Origin of the sequence: Bradyrhizobium sp. HKCCYLRH3097 (genome assembly GCF_051167875.1) — a bacterium.
Taxonomy (GTDB): Bacteria; Pseudomonadota; Alphaproteobacteria; order Rhizobiales; family Xanthobacteraceae; genus Bradyrhizobium.
Map to the genome: position 1 here is coordinate 66,610 of NZ_JBNPTX010000004.1, position 19,395 is coordinate 86,004.

The window sequence follows — 19,395 nt, forward strand, 5'->3', positions numbered from 1 at the left end:
CGTGGTCTCGGTATTGCGGTAAACGGCGGCTCTCGCCGGCCTCATTCGGCAGCTTGCGCGACCTTCATCCGTCCGGCAGCGTCGAGCACGGCCTTGACGATGTTGTGATAGCCGGTGCAGCGGCAGATGTTGCCTTCCAGCTCCTCGCGCACCGTGCTCTCGTCGAGCTCGCCTCCGTGGCGGTGCACAATGTCGATGGCCGACATGATCATCCCCGGCGTGCAATAACCGCATTGCAGGCCGTGATTGTCGCGGAAGGCCGCCTGCATCGGGTGCAGCTCGTCACCCTTGGCGATGCCTTCGATGGTGGTGACGTTGGCGCCGGCGGCCTGGCCGGCCAGCACGGTGCAGGATTTCACGGCACGGCCGTCGATATGGACGACGCAGGCGCCGCATTGGCTGGTGTCACAGCCGACATGGGTGCCGGTGAGGTTCAGATGATCCCGCAGGAGGTGAACGAGCAGGGTGCGATCCTCGGCCTCGACCGAGACCGCCTTGCCGTTCACCGTCAGTTTGACTGTCGACACGAGTAACCTCCCGATGAATTTTTCTTATTCTGATTAGAAACAGCGCCCTCAGGACTTTGCAACTCGAATTTTCGTCTCTGATGTCATTGCGACGTCTTGCGCGCGGCCCCGGCGATTCGGTCGCATGTGGCACGCCACGCGAGGCGGCACCGGCGCGGGTGAAGCGCAGGCCGCAGGCCGAGGCCGCCCATTTACCGCCCCTTAGCCATTGTGACGTAGTTTTGATCACGCTCTGGTGCGTTGCTGCCGGGCGGTTGGTTTCTGGCCAATATAAAGAATGGCGTGTCGGGGGTGGGAATGTCTGCGCAGCTTGCGCCGCAGTCGCGGCGTGCCAATTTTCTGACCCTGCGATTTCGCGGCAAGATCTTCCTGGGCTTTGCCGTGGTGCTGGCCATCTCCGCCGTCAGCATCGGCTTCTCCTATCTGGGGTTCGAGCGGGTCGCCGCAGCGGTGGCGGCCTATCGCAGCAGCGTTGCGGAAGCCGACACCACCCGCACCATCGATCGCGAGCTGGTCTCGTACCAGGCTCTCGCCCGATACTATGCCCTGACCGGCAAAGCCGACGACGAGGCGGCGGCCACCGCTGCCCAGCAGGCGCTCCAGGCCGCGATCGACAAATCGATGGCTGCGACCGGTGCCGAGCGGCGGGCCCAGGTCGGCAAGCTGCAGGCGCAGTTTCAGGCCTTCGCCAAGACATTCTCGAGCATCGTTGCCCTGACCCGCGAGAACGCGAAGCTGGCGACCGACCAGATCGGCATCATCGGCAACAAGATCCGCTTCAAGTTCGATGATCTGGCGGACACCGCCGCGCTCGCCGGCCTGCCGTCCGTGCAGACGACGGCCAAGGACCTCACCGGCCAGTACCTGACCGTGTCCGCGCTGGTCGGGACCTACATCGCCAAGCCCGATGCCAAGACGGCGGACGGCGCCATCGCGCGCACGCGCTTCCTGGAAACCTCGCTGGTGACGATCTATGCCAATGACGAGAAGATCACCCAGCGCGTCGCCGAGCTCGGCGACCTGATCAAGCAGTACCGCGCCGCCTTCATCAAGCTGTCGGAGAACATGAAAGCGCTCGGCAAGCTCGAACAGGAGATGGGCGTCGTCGGGACCGAGATCATCGCGCTGTCGAACGAGCTGAAATCCGAGGTCGCCTCCGACCAGCAGCGCATCGAGGCCGCCGCCAACACCACCATCGCGGACATCGAGCGGCTGATCGCGATGCTGGCGATCGGCGGGCTGACGCTCGGCGCCGTGCTGGCGCTGATGCTCGGCAACGGCATTTCCAGGCCGATGATCACGATGTGCAAGGCGATGCGCGAGCTCGCCTCGGGCAATTTCGACGTCCGGCTGCCCGGCCTCGGGCGCGCCGATGAGATCGGCGAGATGGCGGCCGCCGTCGAGGAGTTCAAGGTCCAGGCGGTGGCCAAGGCCGAGCGCGACGCCGCGACGCAGGACGCCCAGAACAAGGCTGCGGGCGCCGCGCGCCGGGCCGAGCTCATCCGCTTCGCCGACGAGTTCGAGACCGCCGTCGGCTCGATCGTGTCCAACGTCTCGAGCTCGGCCGAGCACCTCGAGCAGGCGGCTTCGACCCTGACGCGCACCGCCGAGACCACGCAGTCGCTGGCGAGCCGCGTGAGCGGCACCTCCGACCAGGCCACCGGCCGCATCCACTCGGTCGCGAGCGCGACCGACGAGCTGTCGGCCTCGGTCGATGAGATCGGCCGCCAGGTCCGCGAGTCCAGCCGCATCGCGGAATCCGCCGTCGCCCAGGCCGAGGAGACCGACGGGCGCATCGGCAAGCTGTCGCGCGCGGCGCAGGAGATCGGCGACGTCGTCAAGCTGATCACCGCGATCGCCGAGCAGACCAACCTGCTGGCGCTGAACGCCACCATCGAGGCGGCACGCGCCGGCGATGCCGGCCGCGGCTTCGCGGTGGTGGCTTCCGAGGTCAAGTCGCTGGCGGAGCAGACCGCCAAGGCGACCGACGACATCTCCAACCACATCTCCGGCATGCAGGCAGCGACCCAGGAGTCGGTGACCGCGATCAAGCAGATCGGCGGCACCATCCGCCAGATCTCGACCATCGCCTCGTCGATCGCGACCGCGGTCGAGCAGCAGGGCGGCGCGACCCAGGAGATCGCCAGGAACGTGCAGAGCGTCGCGGCAGGCACGCAGGCCGCCGCAGCCGATATCACCCAGGTCAATCGCGGCGCGACCCAGACCGGCGAGGCCTCGGAGGAGGTGCTGCGCTCGGCCCAGTCGCTGTCCTCGGAAAGCGCCCGCCTGCGCGCGGAGCTCAACCGCTTCATGGCGAACATCCGCGCGGCGTGAGTTTTGCGGCGACAGGCTGGTCTTCACACCGCTCGCAGATGCGCTGGCGAGCCCGCGGCCAAACCCTCCGCTGTCATCCCGGCGAACGCCGGGATCCATACGCCGCGGCCGATATGTGGCGGGCGATATCGATCGCGTGCCCCAATCTTGCATCACGCGGTATGCCAGGTCGCGCTCGCTCCGCCCGCTTGCTCGGGACGACACCTGAAATGAGGCGCGCCTGGGCCTCACCCAGGAGACGCTGCGCCCCCGGGGGGGGTCGAGCGCCGAACCCCGCCCCACTTCCGGGAACCCGGCGCGCGGCGAGACGTTGGGTCGCAGCGGCAGGGTTTCATTGCCGCATTTGCTTCATCCTCTCGGTCGAGCATGCGGTGCGACCCGCGCCGTCGCATTGGGATTCCATGGCACCCCGACAGGCATCCTTTCCGCACCTCCGCGTCATCACGTCAGCGCCGCAATCCAGCGCGCCGCCGGGCGACACGGCTGGCCAGGATCGTATCATCGAAACCAACATCCCCGCCCGGCTCGACGACCTCCGCTGGAGCGCCTTTCACACCCGCGTCGTGCTGGCGCTCGGCATCACCTGGGTGCTCGATGGGCTCGAGGTGACGCTCGCCGGCGCCTTGTCGGGAGCACTCAAGCAGAGCCCGGCGCTGCATTTCTCCAATCTCGAGATCGGGCTTGCCAACAGCGCCTATCTCGGCGGCGCCGTGATCGGCGCCCTCGGCTTCGGCTGGCTCACCGATCGCATCGGTCGCCGGAAACTGTTCTTCATCACGCTCGCGCTGTATTTGTCGGCGACCGCCGCCACGGCGCTGTCCTGGAACGTCGCGACCTACGCGCTGTTTCGCTTCCTGACCGGCGCCGGCATCGGCGGCGAGTATACCGCGATCAATTCGACGATCCAGGAGCTGGTGCCAGCGCGCTATCGCGGCTGGACCGATCTCATGATCAACGGCAGCTTCTGGCTGGGTGCCGCGCTCGGCGCCGTCGGCGCCATCGTGCTGCTTGATCCTGATGTCGCCAGCCCGGATGTCGGCTGGCGGCTGGCCTACGGCATCGGCGCCTGTCTCGGCCTGGTCGTGCTGGTCATGCGGATGTGGATTCCGGAGAGTCCGCGCTGGCTGATGATTCACGGCCATCCCGAAGAGGCGCATCGGATCGTGGCGGAGATCGAACGCGACGTCACCGGCCACGACCGCGAGGCGCACGCAAAGGAATTGCCGAGGATGCGGCTGCGGATGCGTAGCCACACGCCGCTACGAGAGGTCGCGCATACGCTGTTCTCGGTCTATCGTCAGCGCTCGCTGGTCGGGCTGACGCTGATGATCGCCCAGGCGTTCTTCTACAACGCGATCTTCTTCACCTTCGCGCTGGTGCTGACCGACTTCTACGGCATTAAGTCCGATCATGTCGGCTGGTACATCCTGCCCTTCGCGGCCGGCAACGTGCTCGGGCCGCTGCTGCTCGGCCGTCTGTTCGACACGCTCGGCCGCCGCGCCATGATCACCTTCACCTATGGCGTCTCCGGCGTGCTGCTCGCGCTCACCGGCTATCTGTTCTCGATCGGAGTGCTGAGCGCCGCGACACAGACCGCGGCCTGGATGGTGATCTTCTTCTTCGCGTCACCGGCGGCGAGCGCCGCCTATCTCACCGTGTCGGAGAATTTTCCGCTGGAAGTGCGCGCGCTCGCGATCGCGCTGTTCTACGCCATCGGCACCGGGATCGGCGGCGTGGCGGGACCCGCGCTGTTCGGCGCGCTGCTCGACAGCGGGGCGCGCGGCGCGGTGTTCGGCGGCTATCTGTTCGGTGCCGCGCTGATGCTGATGGCGGCGCTCGTCGCCTGGCGCTATGCCATCGCGGCCGAGCGCAAATCGCTCGAGCAGGTGGCGCGCCCGCTCGCTGTCATGGAGTAGATGATGATGTCCGACAACTCCGATCTGATCGGTTCTCCTGCGGCGGAGCCCGCCGAGATCGTTCCGACGCCGGTGAGTCTCGTGCCGCATCTTCGCGAGGTGGCGATCCTGCTCGATATCGACGGCACCCTGCTCGATCTTGCGCCGACACCGCGCGAGGTGTGGGTCCCGCCGGGCCTTGCCGAGGCACTGAACGCGTTGCTGCAACGAACCTCCGGCGCGCTGGCGCTGGTCTCGGGCCGCTCGCTCAACGACATCGATCTCATCTTCGCGCCGGAGGTCTACCCCGCCGTCGGCGGTCATGGCGCGGAGATGCGGCTCGGCGGCGGCGGTGAGGCGGATGCGATCAAGGCGCCGCCGCTGGACAAGGAGCTGAAGCGCAGGCTCGCTGCGATCGCCAAGCTCAGCCCCGGCATTCTGCTCGAGGACAAGGGGTACTCGCTGGCGCTGCATTATCGCCTCGCGCCGCAGGCGGAGAAGGCGATCTACGAGGAGGTGTCGCGCATCCGCGCCGAGTTGCCGGAGGCGCCGATCGAGGTGCTGCCCGGAAAATGTGTGTGCGAGATCAAGCATGCCGGCTTCACCAAGGCGAGCGGCGTGCGCGAGCTGATGCGGCACGCGCCCTTCAAGGGACGCAAGCCGTTCTTTATCGGCGACGACGTCACCGACGAGACGGTGTTCGCGATCATGCCGGATTTCGCCGGCCTGTCGTTCTCGGTCGGCCGTCGGGCACTCGGTGTCGACGGACATTTCGACGCTCCGGACGACGTGCGCGCGTTCCTGGCGCGCCTCGCCGACGACGGAACTAATTCATCGACCTAGCGGTCTGCGCAGTGGGTCGGTATCGCCGCGTTATTAGTTCCATCCGCCATGCATTCGCATGTTGCATGCGTCGCTCTTGATTAGAAACGTTCTGACTTGATTGACGCTGTGATTACACCGCGCGAATGCCCGAATTTGGTTTCATTTGGTTGAAAGGGTGGCCTGGAACCATATTGATGAACAGCTGTTAACCGACATGACCAACAGGAGGGAGCTGTGAACCTCGTCGTGGTTTCGAATCGGGTGGCACGTGGCAAAGCCAACGAGCCAATGACCGGCGGACTTGCGGCAGCATTGCTGCCCGTTGTGGAGAAATCGGGGGCAGTATGGGTGGGATCGTCGGGACGTGTGCGCGACGGCGCGCAGACGGAGCCGATCGCGGAGATCGAGCAGATTGGTGAAGGTGCGCTTGCGCTGCTGGATCTGCCGGCTGCGCACTATGCCGGCTACTACGAAGGCTTCGCCAATTCGGCGCTGTGGCCGGCGCTGCATTCACGCAGCGATCTGATCAGCGTCTCGCATGATGATTATCGTTCCTATCGCGAGGTCAACGCCTTCGTGGCGCGCGCGCTGCTCCGGTTCCAGAAGCCGGACACCTTGTTCTGGATCCAGGACTATCACTTCCTGTCGCTCGGCGCGGAGTTGCGCTCGCTCGGTGTCAAGAGCCCGATCGGTTTCTTCCTGCACACGCCGTGGCCCGCGCGCAGCGTCATCGACAGCGTGCCGAATCACCGCGATCTCGTCACCGCGATGCTCGCCTATGATCTGATCGGCTTCCAGACCGAGGACGATCGCGAGAACTTCACCGCCTGCATCCGCGCCGATCTCGGCTTGCAGGTGCGTGATGGTGTGGTCAGGTCGCTGCACGGCCGCACACGTCTGGCGGTGTTCCCGATCGGCATCGATGCCGACAAGTTTGCGCAGCAGGCGGCGAAGGCGGTGGCGCATCCGGACGTGTCGCGGCTGCGCCGCAGCCTGAATGGCGAGAAGCTCGCCATCGGCGTCGACCGGCTCGACTACTCCAAGGGCCTCGTCAACCGCATCAGTGCGTTCGACCGGATGTGGACGATGCACCCGAGCCTGCTGCGCGCCGCGTCGCTGCTGCAGATCGCAACGCCGTCGCGCGAATCGATCGAGGCCTACGGCAATCTGCAGAGCGAGGTCGCGCGCCTCGTCAGCGAGGTCAATGGCCGCCATGGCGAGGTCGACTGGACGCCGATCCGCTACCTCAACAAGGGCTATGGTCAGGGCGTGCTGGCCGGCCTCTATCGCAGCGCCCAGGTCGGCGTCGTCACGCCGCTGCACGACGGCATGAACCTGGTGGCGAAGGAGTATGTCGCCGCGCAGAGCCCGGTCGATCCCGGCGTGCTGGTGCTGTCGAAATTCGCCGGCGCCGCCAACGAGCTCGACGCGGCGCTGATCGTCAATCCGCATGACATCGACGGCATGGCGCGGACCATCGCGATGGCGCTGTCGATGCCGCTCAACGAGCGCCGCATGCGCTATGAGATCATGATGACGAAGCTGCGCCGCCATTCGATCCAGCAATGGTTTGCCGACTTCGTCGAGACCCTGCAGGACGGTGACTCGGCCGAGGTCGAGATCGAGCCTCTGCCTGCAGCGCCAGCGGGTTTTCTGGCCGGCCGCATGCTGTCGCCCGGCGCGCGCTATCACTGAACCGGGCGTTACACCTCGCCGCCGCACGGCGGCGAGGCTCAATGGCAGTAGGAGACGCCGTCGAGCACGGCGCAGCGCAGCTTGTTTGGCGAACTCGGATTGTCCATCGGCACCATCCCGTTGCCCTGTCCGACGAACACGCCTGGTCCCACCACCACCGATGCCTTGTTGCCGACGATGACGGACGGGTGCGGCTTCAGGCTGGACTTGGTCCCGTCCGGCCACAGGATCGCATCGCCCTGCCAGATCCCCTTGCGGCCGTCGTCGCAGGTCACGTCGACGCCCTGCTTGGTGCATTGATCGGCGCGCGCCGGGCCGGCGGCAGTCAGGCTGAATGCTGCCGCCAGCAGCACGGCGAGACGGGCAGGGGTGGATGACGGCATCGCGAGGTCCCTCATGCGCAGCCGGACCGACGGGCTGCAAATCAGTGGTCGTGCCGGCCGGCCGGCCGGTTCATCGATCGGCCGGCGAGCGGCGGCGGCCCCCGGGCCGAGCCCGCAACCAGGGCGGATTGATGATTTTTATCAGCGATTGGGGGGAAATTTGCCGCCGAGGCCCCCGCCCGGCTTGCAAAACGCCGCCGACCCCGCCAAGAGAGGGCCGCCGGAGAGATGGCCGAGTGGCTTAAGGCGCACGCTTGGAAAGCGTGTGTGCGGGAAACCGTACCGTGGGTTCGAATCCCACTCTCTCCGCCACGGAAATATATCAAGCCATTGATATTGAATATTTTTTTTGGGTCTTTGCGCGGCTGGTCCCCAAAATGATCCCTACGCCTGCGCTGTCCGTATTGCTTCCGGTCAATGGTCCCAAGATTCTTCAAAGTCTGTGGTGACCATGAAGTTTGTTCATCGGGCGGATACCGGAACTCTTCCGGTCGGTCGGCAAATCAGAGTACAACTTCTGCTGCACGGGCGGCGGCGGGGGGCGACCCATGACTTGTGAGGTGGCGCTATTGAACCGGCGCGCGGTGGCGCTCGCGGCGGATAGCGCGACAACGGTCTCGTATTGGGAACAAGGCGAGCAGAAACAACGCTACTTCAAAGGTACTAACAAGCTTTTCAACCTTTCAAGTGTCCATCCGATTGCCATTATGACTTCAGATTCAGGCAACCTTCAAGGCGTGCCGTGGGAAGTCGTAGTAAAGGCGTATCGGGATTCCATTGGGCCTAAGCCACACGACTACGTCTCAGGGTATGCTCACGATCTGTTTGAATACATTCAGTCGAATGCGCACCTTTATCCGTCCGAATTTCAAGAGAAGCAGCTGCTGGAAGACGTTACTGATGTTGCCGCTCGGCTGGTAGCACTTGTGGCGCTCACTTCCGACGTGAGAACTGCAGTCGCGGCTGGCGACGACAAGGCTGCGGTAGCTGCCGCAAAAACTGCCTTTGACGGACTAAGTAAGAGGATAGCTGCTGCCGCCTTTATTGGCCATGCAACGGCGAGCACGGCAAAGGAAATCAGCGCAAAATACAAGCAGAAAATTGGCAAACAGATCAGGGAGCGCGAGTTCATCGCAAAACGCGCAAGCTTGGTACCACTAGATGCGCTCATAAGATTGGCTCCCACCGCACTTCTTAAGCGCGACTTCTCCACCCTGGAGACGACAGGACTAGCCATATCCGGATTCGGCGATAAGGAGTACTTCCCCTATTTGCGGCAGTACACGACCTACGGAATGGTCTTGGGAAAGTTACTCTTCGAGGAGGGTGACGAGACGAAAATCGATCAAGAAAACACTGCCCAGATCGTGCCGATTGCCAGATCCAGCATGATCAAGACCTTTATGTACGGAGCGCCACCGTCAATGTTGACCGACATTGAGACCGAAGCCTCCCACATGATCGAGACGATCCAGGCCAATTTGATTAGCGCTGGTATGCTCGACCCAAACGCCAACATCGATCAAATAAAAGCCGACGGGATGGAACATTTTAACGATAGTCTGGTCGACAGACTGCTTGACTCTCATAGCCGGCCGTTGCGGCGTGTAATCGGGCTGTTACCGGTCAATGAACTGGCGGAACTTGCCGAAATCTTGGTGTCGATAGAATCCTTAAAGGAAAGGGTAACCTCCACCACCGAGACCGTTGGAGGCCCCTTGACGTTGCCGTGATATCAAAGAGCGATGGCTTCATTTGGGTTAAGCGGAAACACTACTTTGAACCAAAACTGAACCCACGGTATTTCGCTAAAATCGGAGCGAACCATCATGTCAAATAGAACAAAGTCGCTCGCGGAACGTTTCGAGGAGGCCTATCGCAAGCCGGTTCCATACGAAGGGCTTATTTCCGAGTGGAGAGACATCGACGAGATAGACGTAGCGTCGGAGAAGGAAGGCGGGACGCATGAAGAAGATTTCGCGCGCCTGCTAAGTTCGGCTTCGAGAAAACGAATACTTTCTCGGTGAATAGGCGATTGCTGATACGGACGATGATTGGAAGGCGTTCCCCACAGCGGTACTCATGTCCGCGAACGTTGAGCAGCGCGGATCAATTCGGCAGTGATCGTCACCGCGGCAAAGCCGGGCGGGCGGCGTCTCCTTGACGCACAGCTACCGGCGCCGGCGGAACACCTGGCTGAAATGCAGCCGGAATGCACGCGCTGCTCCTAGGGTCGTCGCGCCCGGCAGCAACGTTGCAGCGACGACGTGCTCGTTATCCGCCCGCGACCAACGCCGCCGTCGCCGTTCCGACGTGATCACTTCCGCTTTGGCCATAGGACTAGCTCCAGGACTAGTCTTATGGCTTTAACAAACGTCTCTCCGGCGCAAGGCGCTTCCAACCGTCGGTAAGGCTCTCGACCGCCTAGCCGAAGTGGGGATTGTGCGTGAGAGACTGGCCGACAGCGTCGCCGCGTCTTTGCATATCGCAAATATCTCGACGTTCTGGATCGTGGCACCGAGCCGTTGGCTCGGTGACCAGTGCCCTCCAAAGCGGCTTCTGGCCATGTCGCGATGGTTTCGCCCGAGCACCCTCATCCGCGGTGGGGCGCAATTCCGAAACAGCGGGGCTGGCGCGGTGCCAATGCTTTAGAATCATCATTGCAACGCGCGTCGCGCGTCACCTCCGTGCAGTGCCCCCGCCCGAAATGCCCTCCGTCATCGCCGACCCATCCCTCCTGCGCGTCCTGATCGTGCTCGCCATCACCCAGCTGATCGCCTGGGGCACGCTCAGCCTGCCGGCGGTGATCGGCCGGGCGATGGCGGCGGATCTGGAGATGGAGCTGACGGCGATCTTCGCCAGCACGACGGTGCTGTACATGTCGATGGGGCTGTGCTCGCCGCTGCTGGCGCGACCGTTCGTCAAGCATGGCGGGCGGCGGGTGATGATCGCGGGCACTCTGCTGGCGGCGCCGGGCTACGCGCTGCTGTCTGCGGCGCAGGGGCCGCTCTCTTATTATGCCGCCTGGCTGCTGCTCGGCGTGGCCGGCAGCGCCACTCTCTCGACCGCCTCCTACATCGTGCTCAACGAGATCGCGGGCCTGCGCGCGCGCAGCGCCATCGGCGCGCTGATGCTGGTCACGGGCCTGTCGAGCAGCATCTTCTGGCCGGTCACCTCGGCCCTCTCCGCGCATATCGGCTGGCGCAGCACCTGTCTCGTCTATGCCGGCCTGCTGCTGCTGGTCTCGCTGCCGCTGTTCGTGTTCCTGCTGCCGCGGCGCGTCCATGATCATCTGCCGCCGTCATCGGATGCGCCGGCGTCGGCTCCCGCATCGACGCCGTCGCGCGGCACGTTCTATCTGCTGGTCGGCGCCTCCGGCCTCAACGCCTTCGTCGCGTTCGGGATGGGGGCCGTGCTGATCGAGCTCCTGAAGGCCAAGGGCCTGTCGGCGGCCGAGGCGGTCGGTTTCGGCTCGATGCTGGGGGTGATCCAGATCAGCGCCCGCGCCATCGATTTTCTCGGCGGCGGCCGCTGGGACGGCATCACCACCGCGATCGTCGCCGGCCTGGCGCTGCCGGTGGCGATGCTGCTGCTGATGCTGAGCGACGGCTCGCACGCCGCGATCGGCGGCTTCATCCTGATCTACGGCCTTGGCAGCGGCGCGCTCGCCGTGGCGCGAGCCACGATGCCGCTGGTGTTCTACGACAAGGCGGCGTTCGCCAAGGCGTCCGCCCAGATCGGACTGCCGCTCAACCTGCTGTCGGCGGTGTCGGCGCCCATCCTCGTCGAGCTCTTGACCCGCTACGGCAGCAAAGCGCCGCTGGCGCTGAGCCTGGCCTGCTCGTGCGCGGCGGTGGTCATCCTGTTGCTGCTGCGGCAGCGCCGGCCGGCGCGCGGGGCGGTCTCTCCCTGAGGCATTCGACCGAGTCGCCCGTCGGGCCGGACATGGGCTCGCCGGGAGCGCCGCGACATGCCGCATTCCCCCTGCGCCGAAACACGAAGTTCATTCGCCGTCTCAACGACATCGGCGCAATCGCGCCCGCTTGCGCAAATTTTGTTCTTTCGTTTTATCGGAATTCGTGCTTCTCTCTGATTGTCCCGCCTCATCGACGAGGGGCGCTGCGCATCGTCAGGAGCGTTGAGGTGGGATGTGATGGACGGGCAGGCGCTGACTGACGAGCGGCGCCGGCACGGACGGTCAAGTCGCATGGTCCTGGCATCCCGACGCTGATGCCTGCGCGGCGTGCCATTGGCGCGTTGTCGCAAACGGGGGCAAGAACGCCGGTCCCCGAGGAGAGTGCGAAGCAGCCGTAACACCATTGCGCAGGGAAGGCCGGGCAAACCCGGCTGAACCTGTGGTTCCTGCCCCGTGCATTCCTTTCCGCACGGGGGCCGCAGGAATCAGCCGATGCCTGGTCTTCCCTGCGCCCTCGATGAGGTGAGGGCTGAGCTGCACAAAGCTCGGGCGCCTGACGCGTCGCGACGACGAAACTCCGTGGGAACTCGACACCTGACCCAACGGAACTGGCAGGGAACCGGCCGTCCCGTTGGACGATACTTTTGATTATCGCATGTTATTCGAACGATCGCCAACCCAGCTCGGGTTGGTTGTTCTCAGGCTTGAGTTCGCGTGAGTGGACATGATCTGTCCAAAAACTAATTAGTTCGCCAGGGTTCGGACGGCACGGATAGCAAACCATTAATGTACGGTTGGTATCGTGCATACAGTCCACGCAACGAGAACCAGAAAATGCGACACCTGACTGTCTATCAGCGTCTCGCGGCGATCATCGCCGTGATGTCGATCGCACTGTTCGCCGTCTCCGCCATGCAGATCCTGATGCTGCGCGGAACCGTTCTCGAGGAGCGGCAGACCATGGTCCGCAACCTCGTCGAGTCCGCCGTCAAGGTGCTGAGCTATTATGACGCCGCGGCGACCGCCGGCAAGATGGCGCCGGAGCAGGCGCGGCAGCAGGCCTACGCCGCGATCGGCGCAATGCGCTGGGGCCCGTACAACGACTATCTCGGCGTCTACGGAACCGGATCGTCGGATGCCGGCGTGACCTATGTCCACGCCAACCCGAAATACATCAACGTCAACCGCTGGGACTTCAAGGATTCCACCGGCAAGCTCCTGATCCAGGACATCGTGCGCATGGCGCGCGCCGGCGGCGGCTTCGTCGAGTACAAGGTGCCGCGCGCGGGGGGGACGACCGAGCTGCCGAAGATGTCCTATGTCGGCGCCTATGGCAGCGGCGACAAGATGCTGGCGATCCAGGCCGGCGTGTATGTCGACGACGTCGATGCGGTCGTCTATCAGCGCGCGCTGTGGGCCGGCTTCGGCGCGCTCGCAGGTCTGCTGGTGGCCGCGGTCGTCGCCTTCTGGCTCGGACGCAGCGTCGTCGTTCCGCTCGACCGTACCTGCGCCGTGATGGACGAGCTGACCAAGGGCAATCTGGGCCTCGAGGTGCCGTTCACGGATCGCAGGAACGAGATCGGCCGCATGGCGCGCAGCCTGCAGATCTTCAAGGACCATCTCGCCGAGAGCGAGCGTCTCCGGGCCGAGCAGGAGCAGTCCAAGCAGCAGGCCGCCGAGGAGCGCCGCACGGTGCTGGTGCGGATCGCCGACGAGTTCGAGCGCTCGATCGGCGGCGTGATCCAGACCACCGCGACCGCCGCCGGCGAGCTGCAGACCTCGGCGCAATCGATGTCGAGCATCGTCGCCGGCACGACCGACCAGAGCGCGAAGGTGGCCGCGGCCGCCGAGCAGACCGCCAAGAACGTGCAGACGGTGTCGGCCTCCGCCGAGCAGCTGTCGTCATCGATCCAGGAGATCGCCAAGCAGGTCACGCAGTCGTCCTCGATCGCTCAGAACGCGGTCGGGCAGGCGACGCGGACGGAGGCGATGGTCGACCGGCTGGTCCACGCGTCGCAGAAGATCGGCGAGGTCATGGCGCTGATCCAGACCATCGCCGGCCAGACCAACCTGCTGGCGCTGAACGCCACCATCGAATCGGCGCGTGCCGGCGAGGCCGGCAAGGGCTTCGCGGTGGTCGCCAACGAGGTCAAGGCGCTGTCGGCGCAGACCGCCAAGGCAACCGAGGAGATCACCAGCCAGATCGAAGCCATCCGCGACGCCACCGGCTCCACCGTCAACGCCATCCGCGAGATCGGCGCGACCATCGGCCAGATGAACGAGATCACCGACGCGATCGCAGCCGCGGTCGAGGAGCAGGGTGCCGCGACCAAGGAAATTGCCCGCAGCGTCCAGCAGGCGGCGCAGGGCACCCAGGGGGTCATGCAGCACATCGTCGGCGTGCGCGAGGCGTCCGGCCAGGTCGGCGCCGCGGCGGCGCAGGTGCTGAGCGCGGCCTCCCAGCTTGGCAGCCAGTCGGATCAGCTCAAGACCCAGACCGGGCGATTCCTCGGCAACGTCCGAGCGGCGTGACGTCGGCGGCGGATGGTGACAGCTCACCCTCCGCCGATCGCCACGAGACGGTCGAGCAGCGCGGCCTGGGCTGGATTGATCCGGACCCTCGCCTCGGCGAGGTCGAACCAGGCGGCGCGGTCCACCTCGGGAAAACGCCTGACGTGGCCGCTACGCGGCGGCCATTCGAGCTCGAACGCGTTGCTGGTGATGCTGTCGGCATCGAGATCGATTTCGGCGGCGAATGCCTCGACCACCTTGCCGCCGCGCTGCTTGATCTCGCCGAGCGGAACGAGCGGCGCCGTCAGCGTCGTGCCGAGCTCCTCGGCGAATTCGCGCCGCGCCACCGCCTCGGCCGCCTCGCCGGCGCCGAACTCGCCCTTCGGGATCGACCAGGCGCCGAGATCCTTGTTGCGCCAGAACGGGCCGCCGGGATGCACCAGCAGCACCTCGAGTCCATCGGCGGTGCGGCGAAAGGCGAGCACGCCCGCGCTGCGCGCCGGCATGCCGCTACGCCTCGCCGGTGCGCTGGATGAGGTCACGCTCCCAGCCGAACACCGAACGGCCGTCGAGCTCTGGCGAGGCGGCGCGCTCCGTCGCGATGTAGGCATCGAGCGAGGGGCCGGTCGCGCTGCGCTCCAGCCGGCGGGCCTGGTCGTCGAGCCGCTTCAGCGCCGACAGCGCCTCGTCGCGGCCGAGCTTGGCGTTGCCGACAGCCGATTTGAGCACGCGGATGGTCTCGTCATAGACCTTGATCGGCACCGGATAGGGATGCCGGTCCTTGCCGCCATGCGCCAGCGAGAACCGCGCCGGGTCGCCGAATCGATACGGCGCGCCATGCACGACCTCGGCGACCATGGCGAGCGAGCGCACGGTGCGGGCGCCGACGCCCGGCGTCAGCAGCAGGTCGGGGAAGTCGACCGGGCCGCGCTCGGCCGCGGCCGCCAGCGTGCCGTGGAGGCGGCGGGCGAATACGTCCTTCGGCCTGACGTCGTGATGCGCCGGCATGACGAGATGCGGCAGCAGGCCCTGCGCCGGCTCCGGCGTGCTCAGCCGCGCGAACTCGGCGACGACGCGGTCGGGGCCGAGCTCGGTGAGCAGCTCGAGCTGGGCGTCGCGCGACGGCGCGGCGCGCTTGTCGGTGAGGTTGACGATCTCGCCCTGGACGGGACCGTCGATGGCGCTGTGCGGCGCGTCGACGAAGCTCGCGAGCTGTTGCGAATGCCAATGGTAGCGCCGGGCCTGGCGGGCGTCGCCATTCATGCCCTGCTGCACCACGGTCCATTTGCCGTCGGCGGTGACGAAGAAGCCGTGCAGATAGAGGTCGAAGCCGTCCTGCACCGCGGCGCTGTCGACCTTGGCGACGAGCTTGCTGGTCCGCACCAGCTCCTCGCCGTCGAGGCCGAGCCGGTCGCCGAGCAGGCGCAGCTCGTCGGGCGTCTTGCGCGAATGCTCGCCGCGGCCGCCGCAGACGTAGATGCCGAGCTCGCCGGACAGCGGCTTCAGCCCGCGCTTCAGCGCGCCGATCACGCTCGTGGTGATCCCGGAGGAATGCCAGTCCATGCCCATGACGGCGCCGAACGACTGGAACCAGAACGGATGCGACATCCGCGCCAGGAATTCGTCGCGGCCGTAATGATGCACGATCGCCTGGGTGATGATGGCGCCGAGCGAGGCCATGCGCGTGCCGAGCCAGGCCGGGACGCGTCCGGAATGGAGCGGAAGATCGGCGCTGCCGGTGCGTCGGGCCATCGGAACCTTGCAAGCGAAGTGTGCCGTGCCAATCTAACAGATAGCGCGCCATTGCGCGATCGCTGCGATGGGACGCGGGCCTTGGCGCTATCCGGTTTGCCCGAGATGGCCGATCCAGTTGCTAAACAGCGTCTGGGCGGCGCTTTCGGCGGCGAGATCGGGCCGCAGCGTCAATCCCGGGAGCTCGGCCGCCAGCGTCGGGTCGCGCCTTTCCTTGGCCCGCCACTCGAACGCGTTGAGCACCGCCTCGCTCTCGGCGCTGAAATAGGATTTCGGCAGCCGCGGGTAGTCGTCGCGCTGCCCGGCGAGAAAGCGCGCGATGTCACGCATGTATTCGCGCTGCAGGGAGAGCGCGTCATACTCGGGGTGGCCCTGGAAGAACACGAACCGGCTCGGCATCGAGCGCGCGAAAATGTCGACGCCGACTTCGTCCGAGCGGGTCAGGATGTCGTAGCCGCGCTCCGCCAGCAGCGGCTCGTTGACGGCGTTGAGGCGGGAGTGCGGCACCTGAAGCGGCAAATGGATGCCGTGCGTGAGCCAGTCGTCCTGGACCTTCACGCAGTCGAAGATGCCGGAGCATTTGCTCGCCAGCCGCTGCCGCTCGATGTCGTCGAGATGCAGCACGGCCGCGTGGGCCGCGAGACACGACCAGATGGTCGAGCGCGTGTTGGTTCTGGCCCAGTCGATCACGGAGGTGAGGTCCGACCAATAGGGTTCGTCGCGCAAGGCCGCGGCGACAGGCTCGGCGCCGGTCACGATCAGGCCGTCGATGCCGAGCCGATCGAGCGACCCGATGTCGGCGTAGGACTGGGCGACGTGGCTCCTGGCCGCCTGCGAGCGAGAGATGGAGGGCAGCGAGAAGCAGTGCAGGCGGATGCGGACGTGCCGCGGCGCGCACTGCCGCAGCAGGCGGCCGATCTGGAGATCAGTCGCCTTCAGGGCGCTGTCCGGCATGTTGTTGACGAGGCCGATCGAAAGCTCGATCGGGCGTCGGCCGCGGTCGTCGAATTCAGCGGGCGCGAGGGCAGGGCTCGCGATCCTGCGATGTCGGTCGAACAGCAGGGTCATCGGCTGATCGCTCTACTCCGCCGCATCCAGCTGACGCGTGCGAGGGCAGGCCTGGGCGAGCGCCTGGTCGAGATCCTCGATGATGTCGCTGACATGCTCGATGCCGATCGACAGCCGGATCGTCTCCGGGAGGACGCCCGCCTTGCGCTGGTCGTCCGGCGGCATCTGCCGATGCGTGGTCGATGCGGGATGGCAGGCCAGCGACTTCGCATCGCCGATATTGACCAGCCGTGTGACCAGCTTCAGGGCGTCATAGAACGCCTTGCCCGCCTCCATGCCGCCCTTGATCCCGAATGTGAACAGCGACGACGCCCGGCCGTCGAGATATTTCTGGACCAGGGGATAATAGCGGCTGTCGGCGAAACCGGCGTAGTTGACCCACGCGACGCGCGGATCGTTGCGCAGGAATTCGGCGACCTTGCGCGCATTCTCGACGTGGCGCTCCATGCGCAGCGCGACCGTTTCGATGCCCTGCAGCAGCAGGAAGGCATTGAACGGCGACAGCACCGCGCCCATGGTCCGCTGATAGACGCTGCGCGCGCGCTGGATATAGGCGCTGCGGCCGAAATGATCGGTGTAGACCATCCCGTGATAGGACGCGTCGGGCTGGGTGAAGGCGGGAAAGCGGTCGGCGTGATCCTTCCAGGGGAAGTTGCCGCTGTCGACCAGCATGCCGCCCAGCGTCGTGCCGTGACCGCCGAGAAACTTGGTCAGCGAATGCACCGCGATGTCGGCGCCGTAATCGAACGGCCGCAGCAGGATCGGTGTTGCGACGGTGTTGTCGACGATCAGCGGGACGCCGTTGCGATGCGCGACCTTCGCCAGCGCCTCGATGTCGCAGACATTGCCGGCGGGATTGCCGATCGTCTCGGCGAAGACGGCCTTGGTGTTTTCGTCGATGAGACGCTCGATGGCGTCGGACGCATCGCTTTCGGCAAAGCGTCCAGTGATGCCCTGGCGCGGCAGGATGTGACCGAGCAGCGTGTGCGTGGTGCCGTAGAGCTGTGGCACCGAGACGATGTTGCCGCCGCCATCGGCAAGATTGACGAATGCGAAGTGAAGCGCCGCCTGCCCGGTGCCGACGGCGAGCGCGCCAACGCCGCCCTCGAGCTCGGTGACGCGCTTCTCGAGCACCGCCGTGGTCGGGTTCGAGATCCGGCTGTAGCGATAGCCCTCGGCTTCGAGATTGAACAGCGCGGCGCCGTGATCGGCGCTGTCGAAGGCGTAGGCGGCGGTCTGATAGATCGGAACCGCGACGGCCTTGGTGGTCGCCTCCGGCTCATAGCCGGCGTGGATTGCAATCGTCTCGTTGCGCATCGGCGATCTCCCCGCTCGCTTCGATCAATGCGGCGAGCTGCTCGTATTCCGCGAGTGGTGTCGTTGTAGGAGCGCAGGCGTAAAGCGGGCAATAATTCGCGACAAGAACGACGAAATAACCCTAACGATATGTGGCCGAAGAGCTTCGAATTAGCGCGCAACAGGGACACGCAGGAGCGACCGGATCTGCTGCCCGACCAGATCCAGTGCGACCTTCGCCTGCGGCAGGATCGCACCGAGGGCGTGGAAATTGTGAACCATGCCGTCGTGACAGACATGCGCGACGGTGACGCCGGCCTCCGTGAGCCGTGCCGCATAGGCATTGCCCTCGTCGCGCATCGGATCGAACTCCGCGGTGTGGATCACGGCGGGGGGAAGCCCAGCCAGCGTCTCGCGGCACAAGGGCGATATCAGGGGATTGGCGACATCGGACTCGCCGGCCAGATAGTCGGCGAGGTCGGCCTGCCAAGTCGCCGTGTCGATCAGATAGCCGGTCCCGAACAACTCGCGCGACGGCCAGGGGTTGGAAAAATCAAGCACCGGGCAGATCAGGCATTGCAGCGCGATCCTGAGACCGGTGCTGCCGGCAGCCTGCTGACAAACCGCGGCGGCGAGCGTGGCGCCTGCGGAATCGCCGCCGATCACAATGCGATTGCCGTCGATGCCGAGCGCGGCCGCGTGATCGATGGCGAAGTGAACCGCAGCGATCGCATCCTCGATTGCTGCGGGGAACGTGTGCTCGGGAGCGAGACGGTAGTCGATCGAGAGCAGCCGGCAGCCGGCGGCGGCGGCAAGCGCGGCGGCGACCTTGTCGTGCGTGTCGATGCTGCCTGCCACGAGACCGCCGCCGTGAAAGTATACGAAGCCGGGCGGCATCCCGGTATCGTCCAGGCCTGCTGCAGGCGTATACAGGCGATAACGAAGCAGCCCGGAGGGACCGGAGAAATCGCCGTCCCGCGTGATGACGGCGCCGCAGTCGTTGCGCGCGAACTGCATCAGCTTCGCCAGCGACTGCCGGCGTTGCCGGGGACTCGGAGGCTCCCGGCTTTCCGTCACAACGGCCGCCACCATCGAAAGCAGGCGCTGGGCGCGAGGGTCGAGCGGCATGACAGCTCCAGTTAACCAAGGCATCGGGCATTGTGCCCATCAGCAGTGAATCGATCATGAGCGGC

General features: G+C 65.5%; 14 protein-coding genes and 1 tRNA gene. 8 read left to right on the forward strand and 7 right to left on the reverse strand.

The window, feature by feature from the left end; genetic code table 11:
- Window positions 1-41 precede the first annotated feature (41 nt).
- A complete protein-coding gene (locus tag ACQR0U_RS11870; protein ID WP_315717018.1) occupies window positions 42-527 on the reverse strand; it encodes a (2Fe-2S)-binding protein in 486 nt (161 codons plus the stop codon).
- Window positions 528-824: 297 nt separating this feature from the next.
- On the opposite strand from ACQR0U_RS11870, the gene ACQR0U_RS11875 reads away from it, so the two are divergent.
- The 4 genes from ACQR0U_RS11875 (at window position 825) to ACQR0U_RS11890 (ending at window position 7,276) form a co-directional block, all read left to right on the forward strand.
- A complete protein-coding gene (locus ACQR0U_RS11875) occupies window positions 825-2,861 on the forward strand; it encodes a methyl-accepting chemotaxis protein (RefSeq protein WP_316185585.1) in 2,037 nt (678 codons plus the stop codon).
- 401 nt (window positions 2,862-3,262) lie between these two features.
- Window positions 3,263-4,777, forward strand: coding sequence for an MFS transporter (locus ACQR0U_RS11880; RefSeq protein ID WP_434843330.1), 1,515 nt, complete (start codon window positions 3,263-3,265; stop codon window positions 4,775-4,777).
- On the forward strand, window positions 4,778-5,599 hold the full coding sequence (gene otsB, locus ACQR0U_RS11885) for a trehalose-phosphatase (protein ID WP_434843329.1): 822 nt from the start codon (window positions 4,778-4,780) through the stop codon (window positions 5,597-5,599).
- A 216-nt stretch (window positions 5,600-5,815) separates the two neighbouring features.
- Window positions 5,816-7,276 carry a trehalose-6-phosphate synthase gene (locus ACQR0U_RS11890; RefSeq protein ID WP_315717022.1) on the forward strand — a complete coding sequence of 487 codons (1,461 nt, stop codon included), beginning with the start codon at window positions 5,816-5,818 and terminating at the stop codon, window positions 7,274-7,276.
- A gap of 38 nt (window positions 7,277-7,314) precedes the next feature.
- Here the strand turns inward: ACQR0U_RS11890 and ACQR0U_RS11895 are convergent, their stop codons facing one another.
- Window positions 7,315-7,659 carry a hypothetical protein gene (locus ACQR0U_RS11895; protein ID WP_315717023.1) on the reverse strand — a complete coding sequence of 115 codons (345 nt, stop codon included), beginning with the start codon at window positions 7,657-7,659 and terminating at the stop codon, window positions 7,315-7,317.
- Window positions 7,660-7,881: 222 nt separating this feature from the next.
- Between ACQR0U_RS11895 and ACQR0U_RS11900 the strand changes: the two genes are divergently transcribed.
- The 4 genes from ACQR0U_RS11900 to ACQR0U_RS11915 all read left to right on the forward strand — a co-directional run bounded on the left by ACQR0U_RS11900 (window position 7,882) and on the right by ACQR0U_RS11915 (window position 14,107).
- Window positions 7,882-7,971, forward strand: a tRNA-Ser gene (locus tag ACQR0U_RS11900).
- Between the two features lie 236 nt (window positions 7,972-8,207).
- Window positions 8,208-9,392, forward strand: a complete 1,185-nt coding sequence (locus ACQR0U_RS11905; protein ID WP_434872162.1) for a hypothetical protein — start codon at window positions 8,208-8,210, stop codon at window positions 9,390-9,392.
- Between the two features lie 974 nt (window positions 9,393-10,366).
- Entirely contained in the window at window positions 10,367-11,572 is a 1,206-nt protein-coding gene (locus ACQR0U_RS11910) for an MFS transporter (protein WP_434843327.1), read from the forward strand.
- Window positions 11,573-12,409: 837 nt separating this feature from the next.
- Window positions 12,410-14,107 (forward strand): methyl-accepting chemotaxis protein, encoded by a 1,698-nt coding sequence (locus ACQR0U_RS11915; RefSeq protein WP_315750799.1) that lies wholly within the window; start codon window positions 12,410-12,412, stop codon window positions 14,105-14,107.
- 23 nt (window positions 14,108-14,130) lie between these two features.
- Here the strand turns inward: ACQR0U_RS11915 and ACQR0U_RS11920 are convergent, their stop codons facing one another.
- The 5 genes from ACQR0U_RS11920 to ACQR0U_RS11940 all read right to left on the reverse strand — a co-directional run bounded on the left by ACQR0U_RS11920 (window position 14,131) and on the right by ACQR0U_RS11940 (window position 19,330).
- The gene (locus tag ACQR0U_RS11920) at window positions 14,131-14,592 is read right to left on the reverse strand and encodes an NUDIX domain-containing protein (protein WP_315717029.1); all 462 of its coding nucleotides are present in this window, start codon (window positions 14,590-14,592) and stop codon (window positions 14,131-14,133) included.
- Window positions 14,593-14,596: 4 nt separating this feature from the next.
- Complete coding sequence (locus ACQR0U_RS11925; protein ID WP_315717030.1) at window positions 14,597-15,838, reverse strand: DUF763 domain-containing protein; 1,242 nt, start codon at window positions 15,836-15,838, stop codon at window positions 14,597-14,599.
- Window positions 15,839-15,925: 87 nt separating this feature from the next.
- Window positions 15,926-16,906, reverse strand: coding sequence for a homoserine O-succinyltransferase MetA (gene metA / locus ACQR0U_RS11930; RefSeq protein ID WP_316195122.1), 981 nt, complete (start codon window positions 16,904-16,906; stop codon window positions 15,926-15,928).
- A 12-nt stretch (window positions 16,907-16,918) separates the two neighbouring features.
- A complete protein-coding gene (locus ACQR0U_RS11935) occupies window positions 16,919-18,223 on the reverse strand; it encodes an O-acetylhomoserine aminocarboxypropyltransferase/cysteine synthase family protein (protein ID WP_315717032.1) in 1,305 nt (434 codons plus the stop codon).
- 150 nt (window positions 18,224-18,373) lie between these two features.
- Window positions 18,374-19,330 (reverse strand): alpha/beta hydrolase, encoded by a 957-nt coding sequence (locus ACQR0U_RS11940; protein WP_316201961.1) that lies wholly within the window; start codon window positions 19,328-19,330, stop codon window positions 18,374-18,376.
- Between the last annotated feature and the right edge of the window lie 65 nt (window positions 19,331-19,395).

What these genes read in the sequence shown, in the direction of transcription:
- ACQR0U_RS11925 (WP_315717030.1), bottom strand. Translation starts at nt 15,838, where the DNA reads ATGGCCCGACGCACCGGCAGCGCCGATCTTCCGCTCCATTCCGGACGC.
- ACQR0U_RS11940 (WP_316201961.1), bottom strand. Translation starts at nt 19,330, where the DNA reads ATGCCGCTCGACCCTCGCGCCCAGCGCCTGCTTTCGATGGTGGCGGCC.
- otsB (WP_434843329.1), top strand. Translation starts at nt 4,778, where the DNA reads ATGATGATGTCCGACAACTCCGATCTGATCGGTTCTCCTGCGGCGGAG.
- ACQR0U_RS11910 (WP_434843327.1), top strand. Translation starts at nt 10,367, where the DNA reads ATGCCCTCCGTCATCGCCGACCCATCCCTCCTGCGCGTCCTGATCGTG.
- ACQR0U_RS11880 (WP_434843330.1), top strand. Translation starts at nt 3,263, where the DNA reads ATGGCACCCCGACAGGCATCCTTTCCGCACCTCCGCGTCATCACGTCA.
- ACQR0U_RS11905 (WP_434872162.1), top strand. Translation starts at nt 8,208, where the DNA reads ATGACTTGTGAGGTGGCGCTATTGAACCGGCGCGCGGTGGCGCTCGCG.
- ACQR0U_RS11895 (WP_315717023.1), bottom strand. Translation starts at nt 7,659, where the DNA reads ATGCCGTCATCCACCCCTGCCCGTCTCGCCGTGCTGCTGGCGGCAGCA.
- metA (WP_316195122.1), bottom strand. Translation starts at nt 16,906, where the DNA reads ATGACCCTGCTGTTCGACCGACATCGCAGGATCGCGAGCCCTGCCCTC.
- ACQR0U_RS11920 (WP_315717029.1), bottom strand. Translation starts at nt 14,592, where the DNA reads ATGCCGGCGCGCAGCGCGGGCGTGCTCGCCTTTCGCCGCACCGCCGAT.
- ACQR0U_RS11935 (WP_315717032.1), bottom strand. Translation starts at nt 18,223, where the DNA reads ATGCGCAACGAGACGATTGCAATCCACGCCGGCTATGAGCCGGAGGCG.
- ACQR0U_RS11875 (WP_316185585.1), top strand. Translation starts at nt 825, where the DNA reads ATGTCTGCGCAGCTTGCGCCGCAGTCGCGGCGTGCCAATTTTCTGACC.
- ACQR0U_RS11915 (WP_315750799.1), top strand. Translation starts at nt 12,410, where the DNA reads ATGCGACACCTGACTGTCTATCAGCGTCTCGCGGCGATCATCGCCGTG.